17 protein-coding genes are annotated in these 17,323 nt (G+C 44.0%); 6 read left to right on the top strand and 11 right to left on the bottom strand.

Features of this window, described 5'->3' with window-relative positions; all coding sequences use genetic code 11:
- Positions 1-478: 478 nt before the first annotated feature.
- The 7 genes from glyA to grpE all read right to left on the bottom strand — a co-directional run bounded on the left by glyA (position 479) and on the right by grpE (position 9,212).
- On the bottom strand, positions 479-1,732 hold the full coding sequence (glyA, locus tag ACRC53_RS00005; protein WP_438641550.1) for a serine hydroxymethyltransferase: 1,254 nt from the start codon (positions 1,730-1,732) through the stop codon (positions 479-481).
- A gap of 233 nt (positions 1,733-1,965) precedes the next feature.
- On the bottom strand, positions 1,966-2,304 hold the full coding sequence (gene glnB, locus ACRC53_RS00010) for a nitrogen regulatory protein P-II (RefSeq protein ID WP_438623911.1): 339 nt from the start codon (positions 2,302-2,304) through the stop codon (positions 1,966-1,968).
- 9 nt (positions 2,305-2,313) lie between these two features.
- Positions 2,314-3,951 (bottom strand): NAD+ synthase, encoded by a 1,638-nt coding sequence (locus tag ACRC53_RS00015; RefSeq protein WP_438641551.1) that lies wholly within the window; start codon positions 3,949-3,951, stop codon positions 2,314-2,316.
- A 141-nt stretch (positions 3,952-4,092) separates the two neighbouring features.
- Positions 4,093-5,436 (bottom strand): two-component system response regulator GlrR, encoded by a 1,344-nt coding sequence (gene glrR, locus ACRC53_RS00020; RefSeq protein ID WP_438641552.1) that lies wholly within the window; start codon positions 5,434-5,436, stop codon positions 4,093-4,095.
- Positions 5,396-6,214 carry a hypothetical protein gene (locus ACRC53_RS00025; RefSeq protein WP_438641553.1) on the bottom strand — a complete coding sequence of 273 codons (819 nt, stop codon included), beginning with the start codon at positions 6,212-6,214 and terminating at the stop codon, positions 5,396-5,398. Before ACRC53_RS00025 ends, glrR begins: the two co-directional genes overlap by 41 nt.
- A complete protein-coding gene (locus tag ACRC53_RS00030; protein ID WP_438641554.1) occupies positions 6,207-7,625 on the bottom strand; it encodes a sensor histidine kinase in 1,419 nt (472 codons plus the stop codon). The genes ACRC53_RS00025 and ACRC53_RS00030 overlap by 8 nt, the downstream gene beginning before the upstream one ends.
- 1,002 nt (positions 7,626-8,627) lie before the next feature.
- Positions 8,628-9,212 carry a nucleotide exchange factor GrpE gene (gene grpE, locus ACRC53_RS00035; RefSeq protein WP_438641555.1) on the bottom strand — a complete coding sequence of 195 codons (585 nt, stop codon included), beginning with the start codon at positions 9,210-9,212 and terminating at the stop codon, positions 8,628-8,630.
- Between the two features lie 126 nt (positions 9,213-9,338).
- Here grpE and nadK point away from each other — a divergent pair, with 126 nt between their 5' ends.
- From nadK to bamE, 3 genes are all read left to right on the top strand, one after another.
- Entirely contained in the window at positions 9,339-10,220 is an 882-nt protein-coding gene (gene nadK, locus ACRC53_RS00040) for an NAD(+) kinase (protein ID WP_438641556.1), read from the top strand.
- A 100-nt stretch (positions 10,221-10,320) separates the two neighbouring features.
- A complete protein-coding gene (gene recN / locus ACRC53_RS00045; protein ID WP_438641557.1) occupies positions 10,321-11,982 on the top strand; it encodes a DNA repair protein RecN in 1,662 nt (553 codons plus the stop codon).
- 91 nt (positions 11,983-12,073) lie between these two features.
- The gene (bamE, locus tag ACRC53_RS00050; protein ID WP_438641558.1) at positions 12,074-12,430 is read left to right on the top strand and encodes an outer membrane protein assembly factor BamE; all 357 of its coding nucleotides are present in this window, start codon (positions 12,074-12,076) and stop codon (positions 12,428-12,430) included.
- 543 nt (positions 12,431-12,973) lie between these two features.
- Here the strand turns inward: bamE and ACRC53_RS00055 are convergent.
- The 4 genes from ACRC53_RS00055 to ACRC53_RS00070 all read right to left on the bottom strand — a co-directional run bounded on the left by ACRC53_RS00055 (position 12,974) and on the right by ACRC53_RS00070 (position 16,160).
- Positions 12,974-14,002, bottom strand: a complete 1,029-nt coding sequence (locus tag ACRC53_RS00055; RefSeq protein WP_438641559.1) for a site-specific integrase — start codon at positions 14,000-14,002, stop codon at positions 12,974-12,976.
- Between the two features lie 30 nt (positions 14,003-14,032).
- Positions 14,033-14,932 carry a BRCT domain-containing protein gene (locus tag ACRC53_RS00060; protein WP_438641560.1) on the bottom strand — a complete coding sequence of 300 codons (900 nt, stop codon included), beginning with the start codon at positions 14,930-14,932 and terminating at the stop codon, positions 14,033-14,035.
- 66 nt (positions 14,933-14,998) lie between these two features.
- Entirely contained in the window at positions 14,999-15,550 is a 552-nt protein-coding gene (locus tag ACRC53_RS00065; RefSeq protein ID WP_438641561.1) for a hypothetical protein, read from the bottom strand.
- A gap of 13 nt (positions 15,551-15,563) precedes the next feature.
- Entirely contained in the window at positions 15,564-16,160 is a 597-nt protein-coding gene (locus ACRC53_RS00070; protein WP_438641598.1) for a phage repressor protein CI, read from the bottom strand.
- Positions 16,161-16,271: 111 nt separating this feature from the next.
- Between ACRC53_RS00070 and ACRC53_RS00075 the strand changes: the two genes are divergently transcribed.
- Genes ACRC53_RS00075 through ACRC53_RS00085 form a run of 3 tightly spaced genes read left to right on the top strand, consistent with a single transcriptional unit; the run spans position 16,272 to position 17,320 of the window.
- Positions 16,272-16,508: a regulator gene (locus tag ACRC53_RS00075; RefSeq protein WP_438623898.1), complete on the top strand. Its 237-nt coding sequence runs from the start codon at positions 16,272-16,274 to the stop codon at positions 16,506-16,508.
- A gap of 36 nt (positions 16,509-16,544) precedes the next feature.
- Positions 16,545-16,787, top strand: coding sequence for a helix-turn-helix domain-containing protein (locus ACRC53_RS00080; protein WP_438641562.1), 243 nt, complete (start codon positions 16,545-16,547; stop codon positions 16,785-16,787).
- Positions 16,788-16,819: 32 nt separating this feature from the next.
- Entirely contained in the window at positions 16,820-17,320 is a 501-nt protein-coding gene (locus tag ACRC53_RS00085; protein WP_438641563.1) for a phage regulatory CII family protein, read from the top strand.
- Positions 17,321-17,323 lie beyond the last annotated feature (3 nt).

Raw genomic sequence — 17,323 nt, forward strand, 5'->3', positions numbered from 1 at the left:
GCGCATTATTCCGCATTTCCCTTTAGCTGTCAAGGTTTGTTTTTCACATCCCTTAAAAGCGTTTTATTCTTTACTGTTAGCATTCAGTGATTTGCATCACGGTTGCCGTGTCAGTGGGGTCGCATTATAGGGGGTTTTGGTTTTGGCGCAAGGAGTTTTCGACAAAAAAATGCAAAAATAATGATAAATAATCAATGCTTAAGTTAAGCACTTGATACCAACAATTAACCCACAGGATTCACAAAGATCTCTGTGGATAACTCTGTTTTTACTAATAAAAAAAACCACCTCTATATTACGTTTATAGGGTGGCTTTTCGTTACGTTACCTTTGCTGACATCATCTATCCGCGATTTTCATCATCAAAGAAGCACTTTGATTGTGCGAGTGCTTCTATATAGATAACGCTTTTATATAGATAGAGAGTTTTTTTCGCTTTCTATAATAGTAATAGGCGATATCTGCCGATAATGGTTAGTTATGCATATACTGGGAAGCGAGCGCAGATATCGAGCACCTGACCTTTAATGCGCTCAATGGTCGCTTCGTTGTGGATGTCATCAAGCACATCGCACATCCAACCAGCCAGTTGTGCGGCTTCTTCTTCTTTGAAGCCCCGACGTGAGATAGCCGGTGAGCCGATGCGAATACCGGAGGTCACAAACGGGCTGCGTGGATCATTAGGTACGCTATTTTTGTTAACGGTAATGTTGGCTCGGCCCAGTGCAGCATCTGCCTCTTTACCGGTAATGTCTTTGTTGATCAGATCCAGCAAGAAAAGGTGATTTTCAGTGCCGTTTGATACCACGCTATAGCCACGTTGCTGGAATACACTCACCATGGCTTGTGCATTGCGTACGATTTGAAATTGCAATGTTTTAAACTCAGGCTCCATCGCTTCTTTAAAGGCGACGGCTTTTGCGGCAATCACATGCATCAGTGGGCCGCCCTGACCACCTGGGAATACAGCAGAGTTAAGCTTTTTATATAGCTCTTCGTCTGCAGCAGCAGAGAGGATCAGCCCACCACGCGGGCCAGCCAGTGTTTTATGGGTAGTGGTAGTAACAACATGTGCGTGAGGCACTGGGTTTGGATAAGCACCTGCGGCAATCAGACCGGCAACATGCGCCATGTCGACAAACAGGTATGCGCCAATGCTGTCGGCAATCTCACGTAAACGCGCCCAATCAACCAGCCGCGAATAGGCAGAGAATCCACCAATAATCATTTTTGGTTTATGCTCTTGCGCTTGACGGGCAACATCATCGTAATCAATACGACCATTTTCATCAATGCCATACGGGACGATGTTATACAGTTTACCTGAGAAGTTCACGGGCGAACCGTGCGTTAAGTGCCCACCATGTGCCAAGCTCATGCCAAGTACGGTATCGCCCGGATTAAGCAGTGCCATATAAACGGCTGAGTTAGCTTGTGAGCCTGAATGAGGCTGTACGTTAGCATAATCAGCCCCAAACAGTGCCTTAGCACGGTCAATTGCCAATTGTTCAACGATATCTACGTATTCGCAGCCGCCGTAATAACGTTTACCCGGGTAGCCTTCAGCATATTTATTGGTCAATTGAGAGCCTTGTGCCTGCATGACGCGCGGGCTGGTGTAGTTCTCTGACGCAATCAGCTCAATGTGCTCTTCCTGACGTACAACTTCCTGCTGCATAGCGTGCCATAAGTCAGCATCGTAGTCGGCAATGTTCATGTCTCGTTTTAACATCTGCATCTCCTGATAACTTGAGCTAAGTCGAGGGATAGGCTGAAAATGACGGCATACCCGTTAATCTGTGCTCAGTTTAATGTTTTTAAACGGTAATCGATAGCCCTGTTAGTAATTTAAAGGCAATCGTTTGCTACATTTTTGTTGTGCTAAAATTTTTGATGATGGTGCTGGGGTAGAGAAGAAAACGGCGTCTGACTACGCCGTTTACAAAAGAGATTAGGTGCTGTTTTTTAGATGGCTTCTTCGTCTTGTTCACCCGTACGAATGCGGATAACACGCGCAACATCATAGACAAAGATTTTTCCATCACCAATTTTACCGGTTTGGGCAGTTTTCATGATGGTATCCACACAGGTATCAACAATATCGTCAGCCACCACCATTTCAATTTTGACTTTCGGCAGGAAATCGACCATGTACTCAGCCCCCCGATACAGTTCGGTGTGCCCTTTCTGACGGCCAAAGCCTTTGACTTCGGTGACGGTCATTCCAGTGATACCGACATCAGCCAGTGCTTCACGAACATCATCGAGTTTAAACGGTTTGATGATTGCATCTATTTTTTTCATGGTGATTCCTTACCCGTTTTTGCGTCCAAAACCTGACGTTATTGGATAACGTCGATCTTTGCCAAAGTTCCGTGTGGTTATGCGCGGACCGACTGCCGATTGCCGACGTTTGTATTCGTTGATATCAACCAAGCGCAATACTTTTCGCACAATGGTTTCATCAAACCCCATTGCGATTAACTCTGCAACGGATTTATCGTGTTCTACATAGGCTTGCAAGATGACATCGAGCACGTCATAAGGCGGCAAGCTGTCTTGATCAACCTGATCGGGTGCTAACTCAGCAGATGGTGGGCGATCAATCACGCGTTGCGGGATCACATATGATAGGGTATTGCGATAGGCTGACAGTGCAAAGACCAGTGTTTTCGGCACGTCTTTGAGGACATCAAATCCACCTGCCATATCGCCATATAAGGTGGCATACCCTACGGCCATTTCACTTTTGTTACCGGTCGTCAGTACCAAACGGCGGCGCTTATTGGAGATAGCCATCAGCATGACACCACGACAGCGAGCTTGCAGGTTCTCTTCGGTGGTATCACGGGCTGTTCCAGCAAATAACGGGGCCAGTTGGTTCATAAAGGCATCAAACATCGGTTCGATCGAGATGATATCAAACTCAACACCGAGAATTTCAGCCTCTTCTTTGGCATCGGCTACGCTGATATCGGCTGTATACCGAAACGGCATCATCACGGCTTGGACATTTTCAGCGCCCAATGCATCAGCGGCAATTGCCAAGGTCAGCGCAGAGTCAATTCCGCCGGACAACCCCAGTACTGCGCCGTGAAAGGCATTTTTAGTGACATAATCTCGCACAGCCAGCACCAGTGCCTGATAGGTCTGAGCCAATAGGCTGCTTGGTTGTGGCAGAGTAGGCATCGGCTGAATGTGATTATCAGTAATGATAATGTGTGCGCAGTCTTCTGCAAACGCAGCCAGATGGTGGGTCACTTCCCCCTGCTGGTTAAAGACTTTTGAGCAGCCATCAAACACCAATTCATCTTGCCCACCCACCTGATTAACATAAATCAGAGGTAATCTGGTACGGCGGCAGTGGCCTTCGAGTAAACGCTGGCGAGTCTGTGGTTTTTCTTGATCGTACGGTGAGGCATTAATAGAGATAATCAGCTCTGCGCCTGCAGCGTGCAGCGTATTAATCGGCTGATCAAACCAGAGGTCTTCACAAATCAACAACCCGATACGGTAACCGGAAAAATCAATAATGGCGGGCTGATGACCGGCACGGAAGTAGCGTTGTTCATCAAACACACCATAGTTTGGCAGTTGCTGTTTGTAATAGCGGGTCAGCAGTTGGCCGTTGGAGTAGACCGATAGCGCGTTATACAGGGCATCGGCATCACGCCATGGGTGGCCTACCAGTACGGTGGTTTGGGCACATGCTTGTTGAATACGCTGGAGTTCAGTTTGTACTCGTAGCATCAGATCAGGCCGTAACAGCAGGTCTTCCGGTGGATAACCGGTTAGCGCAAGCTCAGGAAAAACCACCATATCCGCGCCGGTATTGGCATGTTCAGTGGCAGTGTGGATGATTTTGTCTGCGTTGCCTTCAATATCCCCCACCAGCATATTCAGTTGTGCGATGGCGATATTCAGTTGTTTGGTGACAGGCCCTAAATTCATGGCATATCCAGCTAATCAAAAACAAAGGTCAGGCATACTTCGGGGATTGCCCCGTGTGGTATGCGTTTAGGTTGTCTTCCCCGTTAAAGATAGGGTGCGTAATGCACTTAACAGGGCGACAGATCAGGTTATAAAAATGACTTAATTGTCTTTAAAGTCATTAGGGTCGAGTTCATGTCGGCCCAACAGTTTATAAAACTCGGTACGGTTTCGTCCGGCCATGCGTGCGGCTTGTGTAACGTTACCTTTAGCGATATGCAACAATTTACGCAAGTAATGCAGTTCAAAATGGCTGCGGGCATCAGCAAACGTTGGTAAGGCGGTATTTTCCCCCTCAAGTGCTTGCTCCACTAACGCTTCATTTATCACCGGCGCGGTGGTCAGCGCAACACACTGCTCAATAACGTTGACCAGTTGACGCACATTTCCTGGCCAACCGGCAGCCATCAGCAGTTTCATGGCCTCTTTGGAAAACGCGCGAACAAACGGTTTATTACGCTCGGCCGCATGACGCAAAATATGAGCGGCCAACTGCGGAATATCATCAGCCCGTTCATTGAGTGCGGGTAATTTGAGGTTAACTACATTCAGGCGATAGTAGAGATCTTCACGAAACTCGCCCTTTTCCATCTCTTTTTGCAAATCACGGTGTGTCGCCGAGAGGATACGTACATTAATTTCAATATCGCGGTTACTGCCGAGCGGTCTGATCCGACGCTCTTGCAGCACCCGCAGTAATTTGACTTGCAATGAGAGTGGCATATCGCCGATTTCATCTAAAAACAGTGTGCCGCCTTCTGCTGCCTGAAACAGCCCTTCACGCTGACTGACTGCGCCAGTAAACGCGCCTTTAGCATGGCCGAACAGTTCAGACTCCAGCAGTTGTTCTGGCAGTGCGCCACAGTTGATGGCAATAAACGGTTGCAGTGCGCGCGGGCTGGCTTTATGGATAGCTTGGGCGAGAACCTCTTTACCGGTACCACTTGCACCATTGATTAAAATACTGACATCCGATTGTGCCACCATTTTTGCCTGTTCCAGCAGGCGCAGCATGCCGGCATTACGGGTGATGACATTTTCACGCCAGCGTTCATCGCTACTGGCTGGCGCATGCAGGGCAAGCGCCTCATCAATGGCTTTATACAGGGCTTCTTTATCAACAGGCTTGGTCAGAAAGCTAAATACCCCTTGGCGGGTTGCGGCCACGGCATCAGGGATAGAGCCATGTGCGGTAAGCAAGATCACCGGCATACCGGGAATGCGTTTTTGGATTTCACCGAACAGCGCCATGCCGTCCATCTCATCCATTCGCAAATCACTGATCACCAGTTCAATTTTATCGCGTTCAAGTACACGCAAGGCTTCTTGCCCATTAATCGCGGTGCTAACTTGAAAGCCTTCACTGCTCAAACGCATCCCAAGTAGACGCAGTAAGCTGGGATCGTCATCCACCAGCAGCAGGTTGGCCGGCTTTCTCTGTGTCATTGGGCAATAACTCCTTTACATCAGCCGGTATTTTTTCAACCGGTTTATCTTCGATGATCTTATCTTCAATAGCACTCTTCTCTGACCCATTATCCTCAACAGAGATAGGTTGTTTAAGTGAGCTATTTATCTCTGAGAGTACGGGCTTCACAGGTAACTGTTTTCGTGTAGAGAGTTGACGCTCAATATCCATTAATCGAGAGAGTTTTTGCTCTGTATCCTGCAATTTCTGATTGAGCTCACGCAACTGACGCGCAGATTGTTGCTGGCTATTTTCATACTGCTTTTGCTCACGCCGAAAACGTATTCGCTCATCAGCAGAGTTTATCAGCATGGCTTGTTGTTCACGCCAAATACGCACCAACGGTAATACGGAGTACGGAACTTGCTCACGCAATTGGCTTAAGGTATCGAGTGATTGACGACGTTCGATTAATGTTGGCGAAGCGTGCAATACTAATAATGTCTGTTTTAGTGTTGAATGCCACGTAGCATGGGAAAAATGTGCTGCAAATTCCCGGCGCGATTTTGGTGGAATTTGATCTGCACACTCCGCCACTCGCAGCCAATAAGCCGCTTGCTGAGTTGGCACACTGTTTTTGGTCAACCAAATAGTCTGACAAGATTGACGATAAAAATCATCAATCTCTGTTGATGAGGTGATAGGTTGCATCACGCGAACAAGTGCCTCTGTCGGTCTCCCTGCACATGCACTCAACAGTGGTAGCGCAGAAACAAAGACAAAACGTAACATCCATTTTTTTATTGTGTCAGACATGATCAGGGCTTAATGGTAATTCAATACGAAAACATACTGGTGCGTAATCAACGTGCACCAAATCCAACTCACCCTGCATTCGTCGAATGCAATCACGGGCAATGCTTAATCCTAAACCGCTTCCCTTTACCGCCCCTTTACGCTGCCGGCTTCCTTGATAGAACGGTTCGAAAATCATTTCTCGTTCTGCTTTAGGTATCGAAGTGCCTGTATTGGCAATATCAATTTGAATACGATGATCTTTTTGACGGCTTTTTACCCAAATAGTACCGGACTCCCCACCATAAAATACCGCATTGGAGTAAAGGTTATCCAACACTCGTGCAAGCAGTATAGGCTCTGCTACACAACCCTCTGCTTGCCAATCACAGTAGGTATGCATATTTTTTGCTTTAGCTGGCAGGCTATTTGCTTGAATAACAGTATCAAATAATACCGGCAATAAAACATGACGACTCTGCACCGGTGTTGTTGCAATTTGACGATTATAATCAAGTAACTGCTCAATCAAACGTTGTAAGTGGCGGCTACTGGTATCCAGAATGCCGACAATTTCACGCTGAGAGGGGCTCAATGGGCCAGCAATTTCATCCGCTAATAGATCAGTACCCTCACGCATACTGGCCAACGGCGTTTTTAACTCATGCGAGATATGCCGCAAAAACTCATGCCGCTGTGACTCTAGCCATGCTAATCGCTCACTGAGCCACACAATTTGCTGTGCAATGGATTTTAGCTCACGTGGGCCACGCAGTGTCGAGATATCCGAGAGCTTTTGGCCCTCACCTAAACGATTAATCATCTGCTGAATAGCCTTAACAGGCCCAATAATCATGCCCGTAAACAACAGTACTAATACCAAGCTGACGACAAAGACACTCAACGCTTGCCAGCCAAAATAGCGTCCGCGCTCGGCAATGGCGTGCTGTAGTTTCTCTCCACGTGAATAAATCACACTGCGAGTAGCCTCTAGCATGACGCTGTTGTTGTGCGCAAATTGCTCTAACAACACCAACGCATTTGGCATCAGCCCCTCATTGTTGCACAGAGGTGTGGCAAGTTGACTCAAATTAGCACGTAATGATGCGTAATTATCTTTTTCTGGCAGAGCACGTGCATGCAACGTCAGTTGACGCAAATACTGATCACGCTGATTTTGGTATAATTTCGCGAATGTTTTATTCCCTAAAACACAGTACTGGCGATAACTCCGTTCCATCTCTAATGCAATATTACTCATCACTTCAGAACGGCGTGCATCAACCAAGGTTGACCGATTCAACCATTCAGCTTGCGTACTCAAATGATCTAAGCCTCGGTATGCTTGATATGCAAGCAGCAGCAATGGCAGCAGTACTAACAAAAAAGCCAGCAAAACCAGTTGTCGTAACGAACGCGGGGAAAATCGCATAAATTCAGGGCAATCAGTATCAAAAAAACACTATATTAAGATAACCAAATGCTACCTGAGAGCCAGAGGATAAGAAAGAAACAAAGCTAGATTCTTGGCAAGAGTGACAAAAAGAGGGGGGTTATGGTGCAAAATACGGTATATCGTAAAGATAAAATAACACAATAAACACAGGACTACCGGGGTTTCCCCCGGGTATTCCCTGACCGAGATCCTCGGCACTTGGGATACCAGACCATCATTTCTACGCCTACAGGGTGATGAAAACTGATGTTCATCGTCATTAGGCGACTGGTATCCGGCTTCGCATTACGTACCTGATGATAAATCTTTGTTTATCGCAGTGGTACGTTGGGTGGTGTCTCACTCAACGTTTCGTCCGATGCTAGATGAAGTTAATACTCTCATCAAAAAGTGGACGTTAGACACCATTACTCTTGTAACTGCATCATCCTAAAGTTTATGAAGCTGAAGCTGTCATAAGAAGGCGGATGAGCGTTTACACAATACCTATTGCACTTGCTGTGCCAACATAATCAAAAAATAAATAAGTAATTGTTTTATAATTGTTTTTTATTTTAAATTTCTTTTTTATCTCATTTAATCCCTTCTTTTTCAGCAAGACCCTTCGATGACCCCATCAAAACCGTCTCCATATAGCGACACTATTTCGCGATATTTATTTTTTTGTTTTAAATCAATAGATTAAAAGTCATCTTTTGACGACACTCTTACCTGAGTTTGTCTGTATTTTACGACAAAATTAAAAATCTCTTATTAATCAATAGGAAAAAATCGGTGCAGGTATTATTACTGATACGATAAAACGATATCTCATCGACCTATTACGTGGATTAAAGAGAAAAAGACAGTAAAAAAATATACCGACGTGACAAGAAAGAGAGGCGGGGAAAATAAGCAGAGCAAACCTAATGAGTAAAATAAACGCCCAATAATAGCTATCAGGCGTTATCACTCATATAACCGTCGGATGACCCGATTTTATGCCTGTGTATCTACCGCATTACCACGCGATATCATCACCATGGCTGGACGAATTAAGCGGCCATTTAAGGTGTAACCTTTTTGCATCACCATCACCAGATGATTAGCCGGATAATCTGCAGACTCGACCATTCCCATTGCTTGATGTACATCAGGGTTAAATGCAGTTCCAATTTCACCTACAGCTTCAACACCAAACTTATTCATTGCGCTGTACAATGATTTTAGTGTCAATTCAACACCCTCCATCATCGCTGTCAGCTCTGGGTTTTGCTTATCAGCCAGCTCAACAGCACGCTCAAGGCTATCAATTACTGGCAGTAACTCATTAGCAAACTTCTCTAATGCAAATTTATGCGCTTTTTCTACATCCTGCTCAGTACGGCGACGAATGTTATCCACTTCGGCACGGGCACGCAGCATTGCATCACGCTCGTTTGTTTTTGCCACCTCTAATGCCGATTCTAGCTCGGCAATCCGCGCATCACGTGCATCTACCACCTGCTCTACCTCTTGCTCAGGCAGATCAACCTGTGGATTTTCGGTGTTTTCAGTTTGGGTGTGATTATCTTGCTGGTTCATAATATCTCCGCGATTTAGCATTCAGGTCGCTAGTTAGCTTATTATGGGGGCTAAAGCGGGTGATTCAAGAGTAAAATCCGTTCTATCCATCACATCGCATCATTACAGCATGATAAAGGCAACGCCATGAATCAAGGATTTAATTGTATCGGTCTCGTTGGTCGGCCACGTCATCAGACAGGGCTTAGTACACATGCAACCTTGTATCACTGGCTTACTGCCCAAGGCTATAACGTCTTACTTGAGCATCAAATCGTACAAGCACTACAGCTTCCGAATATCACCGGCGCAAGTCTTGCAGATATCGGACAGCAAGCAGATTTAGCCATTGTCATTGGCGGAGATGGCAATATGCTCGGTGCTGCACGCATTCTGGCCCGCTTTGATATTGCGATGATCGGTGTTAACCGTGGCAATTTAGGGTTTTTAACTGATCTTGATCCTGACACCGTAAAAACACAACTCGGTGATGTACTGGCAGGCCGTTATATCATAGAAGATCGTTTCTTACTTGAGGCGCAAGTTTTTCACGGCGATCGCGCTAAGCATGCCAGTAGTGCCATCAATGAAGCAGTGATCCATCCTGGCAAAGTCGCACACATGATAGAGTTTGAAGTCTATATTGATAACCGCTTTGCATTTGCCCAGCGTTCTGACGGTCTTATTATCTCAACCCCTACGGGATCAACGGCATACTCACTGTCAGCCGGAGGCCCTATTTTAACCCCCAATCTTGATGCTATTACACTCGTACCAATGTTTCCTCACACTCTTTCGGCACGGCCACTGGTCATCGACAGCAACAGCCATATTCGCTTACGCTTCTCACAAAACACACATAGCCCACTTGAAGTAAGTTGTGACAGTCAGATTGCATTGCCTATCCAACACGGTGACGAAGTCGTAATCAGTAAAAGCCCACATAAATTGCGACTGATTCATCCACAAGATTATAATTATTTTAATATCTTAAGTAACAAACTTGGCTGGTCAAAAAAATTATTTTAAATCGAAATAACGCAGTACTGTCTCTGTACCTTTACTGTATGTAAAAGCAGTATATACTGTTCACATATACAGTCATGGATATTTACACAGAGGCTTACTGATGCTGGCACACTTAACAATCACCAATTTTGCCATTGTTCGTGAACTCGCAATCGACTTTCATCATGGCATGACCACCGTTACCGGTGAAACCGGTGCCGGTAAATCAATTGCAATTGATGCTCTTGGCCTGTGTTTAGGTGATCGCGCAGAAGCTGCAATGGTGCGTACTGATGCTAAACGTGCCGAAGTCTCTGCAACTTTTTTGTTGCAAGGCAACCCAAGTGCTCGCCGTTGGCTAGAAGACAACCAGCTTGATGAAAGCGATGAGTGTATTTTACGGCGCGTGATCAGTGCTGATGGGCGTTCAAAAGCCTTTATTAATGGCACGCCTGTACCGGCCTCACAACTGCGTGAGCTCGGTCAGCAACTTATCCATATCCACGGCCAGCATGCCCACCAACGGTTGCTTAAATCAGAATATCAACTTGCCCTACTCGATGCTTACGCAGGCCACCACAGCCTGTTAGATGATATGCGTAATGCTTACCAATTATGGCGCGAGCAAAAAAATGCCCTTAAGGCGTTTGAAAAAAACAAACTCGAACGTGAGGCTCGTTTACAACTGCTGCAATATCACGTCAAAGAACTTGATGATTTTAGCCTAGTAGAAGGTGAATTTGCCCAAATTGATGAAGAGTATAAACGATTATCAAATAGCGGAGAGTTGATTCAACGCACTCAAGAGTCCTTACAAGTGCTTGATGAAGCCGATGAAGGCAATGTCTTAAGTCTACTTCGCCGCGCTCAACTACGCGTCAGTGAGTGCGCAGAGCTTGATAGAAACATTGCACCACTAACATACATGCTTGATGAGGCTACAATTCAGATTCAAGAAGTGTGTGGAGAGTTGCGCCAATACCTTGATCGCCTCGACCTAGAGCCAGAGCGCCTACTTTATCTAGAACAACGTATCGCTAAAGCCATGCAACTGGCCCGTAAGCACCATATTCCCCCTGCAGAACTGCCAACATTACACCTTGAATACCACAATGAACTCGCCCTATTATTAGAACAAGAGGTTGATGGTGATCATGTTGAACAGCGTGAACGCCAATATTGGGCACTTATGCTCGAATCGGCAGAGAAACTCAGCCAAAGTCGCCAACGGTATGCCAATGATCTAGCACGTTTAATTACCCAAAGCATGGCTGAATTATCCATGGAGAATGGCCGTTTTTTCATTGAGATCCACAGCAATGAGCAACGTCTAACACCACTTGGTTTTGATCAGATTGATTTTACAGTGACCACTAACCCCGGCCAGCCAGCACAACCGCTCGGCAAAGTCGCTTCTGGAGGGGAGTTATCGCGTATTTCACTGGCAGTTCAAGTGATCACTGCAAAAAAAGTGGATACGCCAAGCCTTATTTTTGATGAGGTCGATGTTGGTATCAGTGGACCAACCGCGACAGTCGTTGGCAAATTATTACGACAATTAGGGGAATCAACCCAAGTTTTATGTGTCACACATCTACCACAAGTTGCAGGTTGCGGACATAACCACTATTTTGTGAGTAAATACACTGATGGGCAAATGACAGAAACCCATATGGCACTGCTAAATCAAGACGATCGAGTAAACGAGCTTGCCCGTTTGCTTGGTGGCAGCCAAATCACAGAGAACACGCTTGCCAACGCGCGTGAGCTATTAGCAGCGTGATCTAGACATACAGATTACATATCTGTTTTTACTTTGGCGCGAGTGTTGATTATTATCAGTAATAATTCGTTTACAGGAACACAGACTGACTATGCGCTGTAAAACACTCACTGCGGCATGTTTACTGGTGATGCTCACCGCCGGATGCTCTACGGTAGATAAAGTGGTTTATCGAATCAATGTAGATCAAGGAAACTACTTAGAGCAAAAAAATGTCTCTCAGCTTCGGCAGGGAATGACTAAAGATCAAGTACTGTACCTACTCGGTACACCATTATTGACCGATCCTTTTGGCAGTGATACTTGGTATTATGTTTTCCGCCAGCAAAAAGGGCATGAAAACCCAACTCAGCAAACGTTAGTGTTAACCTTTGATGGTCAAGGGCAACTGGGCAGCATTAAAAATCAAGAGAAGTTGCCAGAAGAGTTAGCTCAACAAGCGGGTTAACTTCAGCTATCAACAGTACATTTTCAATGCCTTTGTCACCACGCTACTCTGCGTATTCGCAAAGGCATTATTAAGTTTTTTTCCTTTTTTCACGCTGCATGACTGATTTAATTATCTGTTTTTACCGATTGTGCACTCTTACACACTATCCTCCCTGACTTTGCATTCCCAGATACTCAAGATCGAGTAAGATCCCACGGATCTTCAATAGTGAATAACGATTTTGTTGTTTCCTATTTTATTTGCTCACAACCGCTCGCGCAGAACTACAACCTGTTGTTGATTTGGTCTCTCAATATCTCGTATAAACCAAACAAAAAGCCCCGAGACCAATGGCCTCGGGGCTTTCAGATAACGTTATCGAACGTTTTCGTATACGAATTTGGTGGAGCTGGCGGGAGTTGAACCCGCGTCCGAAATTACTACACAGTTTAAACAACACAGGATACACTGAAATTATCATTATTAATCAATGCCTTGGTTAATATCGCATCACTGTTTGTTTATACAGGTTTATATGTTGCGTCGCCATATTTGCCGCCATTACTTACGTTGCCAATTGAGGTTTGCTAATGGGTTTTTTGTAGTCGCATCCTCTAAATGTTCAGGCGCAAAATGTGCGTAAACCATTGTCATTTTTATGTCCGCATGACCTAAAATGTCACGTAATACTAATATATTTCCGCCGTTCATCATGAAGTGACTTGCAAATGTATGGCGTAAAACATGAGTGCACTGACCTTCAGGCAATACAATACCTGCGCGTTTTACTGCTCGTTCAAACGCCTTTCGGCATGGAGTAAACAATTTGCCTCTGTTGTGTGGCATTTCATCGTATAGTTCACTTGTTATTGGGACAGTCCGATTTTTTTTCCCTTTTGTTTTTATATAAGTGATCCGATATTTAGATACCTGTTGCCCTTCCAATGTTTCAGCTTCACTCCATCGAGCACCAGTTGATAGGCAAATCTTAGCGACCATAAGTAAATGAGGATTAGTAGACTCAGCACAAGAATCTAGAAGGCGTTTTATTTCTAAGTTCTCTAAAAAAGTTAATTCGCTTTCATGAATTTTGAATAACGGTAAACCACTGAGTGGATTTGGAGGAGACCAATGCCCAAGCTTTTTTAACGTTCCAAACACTGCCGATAGATTTAACTGCTCAAGATTGACTGTACGTGGTTTAACTTTCCCAAGTAATACCCCTTCTTCTGTCTTTAACTCCCCATTGAGTCTTTTTTCTCTGTACTTCGAAAAGTCAGCGGCAGAAAACTGAACAGCCAATGGATTGTTTAATCCATCACAGATGATTTTTAATTTAGCATTCATCCGCTTAGGATCTGCTAACGTTTGGCCGTAAAGGGAGTCCCACGTTTTGATGAGATCAGACAGTTTACGTCGATCTGCTTTTTCACCCATCCACGGTTTATTGTCAGCTTCTTCCATTGTGAAGCTTTCAAATGCTAACGCTTCCCCTTTCGTTGCAAATTGTTTTCTAACTCTTTTGCCATCACGCCCATTTGGGTAACACTCACAGATCCATTTACCCGCAGCTGTTTTCCTTACCGACATAGATGATTAATTCCCTGTCATTATAAAAACCTACCGAGTTACAGAGTAATTGGAACTCATTAGGCTTTGCCAATGCTCTTCACTAATAATTTTTAGATCAATGCCTTTGTTGTCACGATAATCAATAGCCTGTTCTATCTTTCTGCCAAAGCTCTGAAACTTCCAATCTCTAGAACTGAATGCGCCAATAATTAAGTAGTCTAGATCTTGTGTAATATTATCAACAATCTGACAACCACACTTTATAAGCTCACTTTCGCATTGTTTACGAGAGCCATATAAAAACTTACCTGTTAAGCATACTTTACTATTTTCCGCATTAAACTCGTCAATAAAGTCGACTGGTGATGTTGTTGAATACCCATCTACTACCCCCTCTGAAATGTTAGAGCCAGTAAAAGCAGTGATTTCTTGTAATAAGAGAAATCTTTCTTCATCAGTAATGACTCCATCGCTAAGTATAGACTTCACCAACATGTATAAACTCTTGCCAGGATAATTACTTTTTAAAGCTGCATTGGTAGACAAAAACCAGTTTAAATATTTAATTTCATCATTATTCAAATGATAGTCAGAGGCCATCCCTTTGCAAAGCCCCTCTAACAAGTGCTTATCTGAATCAATCGAATACAAATCAATATTCGGAACATCCATCAAGCCTCGTTGCATTTCATGCAATAGAACTTTTAATTCAGTTAATTCATTTTTTTCAACAACACCATCTGCAAGAATATCAGCGATTTTTGCTCTAATACAATTGACAAAGTAATTTTCTGAAAGAATATCAGACTCCATTAACCACGTATCAAGAAAAATCATTTCTGTTGCGATTATTTTTCCATCGCAAACTATGCCTTCAATAATATTGATTAAATTAGCAATGGCTTTATTTCTATTGTTTGAGTAATTAAAAGCACTAAATTTATCCATTTCAAAAACCCTTACTTTATCCATGTTATTTGAATTTTGAATAGAGAAAAGCATACCGTTTGTTTATTACTTCTGTGAAACTAAAGCTTGAGTGAATTTAGATAAACCGGAATTATCACCATCACGATAGCAACACTTATCAAACTGCTCACTCCAAGCACCGCTGGATGTCATCAGTTGCTCTATGTTGTGAATATTTCCATACTTCAGTAGTAAGTTAGCAGCCTGTGTTTTAGTGATGGAAAATTCAAATTGATCAGAGGGTAAATACTCCATGCTACGAGTTTTAGTGTTGATAAGTAATGGTAAAACTGTAACGGTTACACTTTGTGCAGGAGTCTGATACAACGTTCGATAGGCAGCATATACCGCTGCTTTTTCTGAATCGTATTTTAAACCGTAACCAGTCATAGTCCGAGGTGAAATCTGGATATGAAGGGGGTTCTCAGATAATACCTTAAACGATGGGTAATCAACGCCGTCAACGTTGTAAGTAGGGTAATCGTTGTACTCGTCAATGAGTTTTGATATGTGCTTATACTGAACTGTAGCTGCTGATGCAAAAAACGATGTTATAAACAACATTGCACATGCTACTAGCTGTATTTTCTTATTCATGAATAATTTCCTGTTATTCCATAAATTCTGTTTTGCTAATAACTTTGCCAAGTAGCTTTATCTCAGCAACTGCGCACTCAAAAGATGCTTTACCATTCTCAATACGAACGCGCCCACCAGGGAAACGATATAGCTCGCGAACACTAACTAACCCATCAAACTCTATGAGCCACAATCCATCGTTAATCTCACCATCAAAATGCTCAACCACGTATCGCTGCTTTTCAAATGTAATGAAGAACGGTGATTTGAGATTTTGTGGCAATAGACTTACGTCAACATGAACCCAATCTGCAGATGACACATTCCCATTTGAGATTACTTTATGTTCCAATCTGAGGTTATTCATATCCCCTTTGTTTGCAAAGATAGGGCCTTGACCAAAAGTAAGCCACTCCAACGCTGCATTTGTTTCCATTGCACAAATAAGAACCCAGTCAGCAGGGAAGTTTCCACGCGCAATACGGTTTGCCATAGTGCTCTGGGACACGCTGAGGTGATTACATAATGTAAGTCTTGAGGTAAAACCATAGGCTGCCATGATGCGATCTATAGGCTCTTTCCCTCCTTCAGGAAGTCGCACTGGTTTACGATTAGTAAAATTAACCATTGACTGTTCCAATTGAGTTCCTTAATATTTACGTATCGTAAGTTAAGCGTGTAATATTGTTGTATGGTGATTAATAGCGAGTTAATTACCTAAACTGAGGAATAGTGCATCATGAACCGTAATTTTTCAATGCGCCCAAGCATCAATCTTGTGGTCTCTGAACCCTTTGTCACTCTAGATGAGTTCTGCCGTAGAACCGGTTACAAGCCATCCTATGCCCGCCAAATGATTCGAGAGAATCGCCTGCCAATCCGAAAGAAAGCCGGAGTTAATAGTCTGGTTGAAGTAAACATGTTTGCCCTAACCATAGAAGCAGCATCTGGTTACGTAGTGGAAATGCAAGCTTGATAAATTCCATTTTGAGATACAAAGGAAGTGAACACCATGACCACTAAAATTTCAGTTCGTATACCTAGTGCACTCGTTTCCCCATCTGAGTTTGCAAAGCTAGAAGGGATTTCTCGTAACACTGTCTACGCTTGGTGCTGCCGCGGAAAGCTGGCGAAGTACATGCAACCAAAGGTAAATGGTCGTTCCCGTACACAAATTTACTACGCAAAGTACAAACTGAATCAAATGTCTGAATCACTAGGGCACTCTAATTTTGATGTTCTAATTGGCGATTGATTTCATTTTGAGACACAGAGGAAGTGAACACTATGTTTGATTTTAAGATTTCCAACCATCCCCACTTTGATAACGCATGTCGTAAATTTGCATTAACACACAATCTGGAATGGCTGGCTAAAGAAGCAGGCATGCGTGCACAAACACTGCGTAATAAGCTCAACCCAGAGCAACCGCACCAGCTCACATGGATTGAAATACTCGTGTTAACCGACATAACAGAAGACTCAGCACTCGTTGATGGATTCCTTGCACAACTGCATTGCTTACCGTGCATACCCACCAATGAAGTCTCTACCGAAAAATTACCTGTCTATGTGATGAAAGCTACGGCTGAAATCGGGCAAATTGCAGCAGGCGCAATTTCAGGTGAACGAATGACACAAGCGCACAAGCATTCAATCGTCGATAGCGTCAACTCAGGTATTCGCTACCTATCTCTGACAGCACTCACCATGCAAGCACGCCTGCAAGCTAACCCCGCAGTTTTAGAAACTATCGGCGGAATGGGCGCAACGTTTGGCCTGATCTAAGGG

The organism is Plesiomonas sp. (genome assembly GCF_051652165.1).
Taxonomy (GTDB): Bacteria; Pseudomonadota; Gammaproteobacteria; order Enterobacterales; family CAMTGL01; genus Plesiomonas.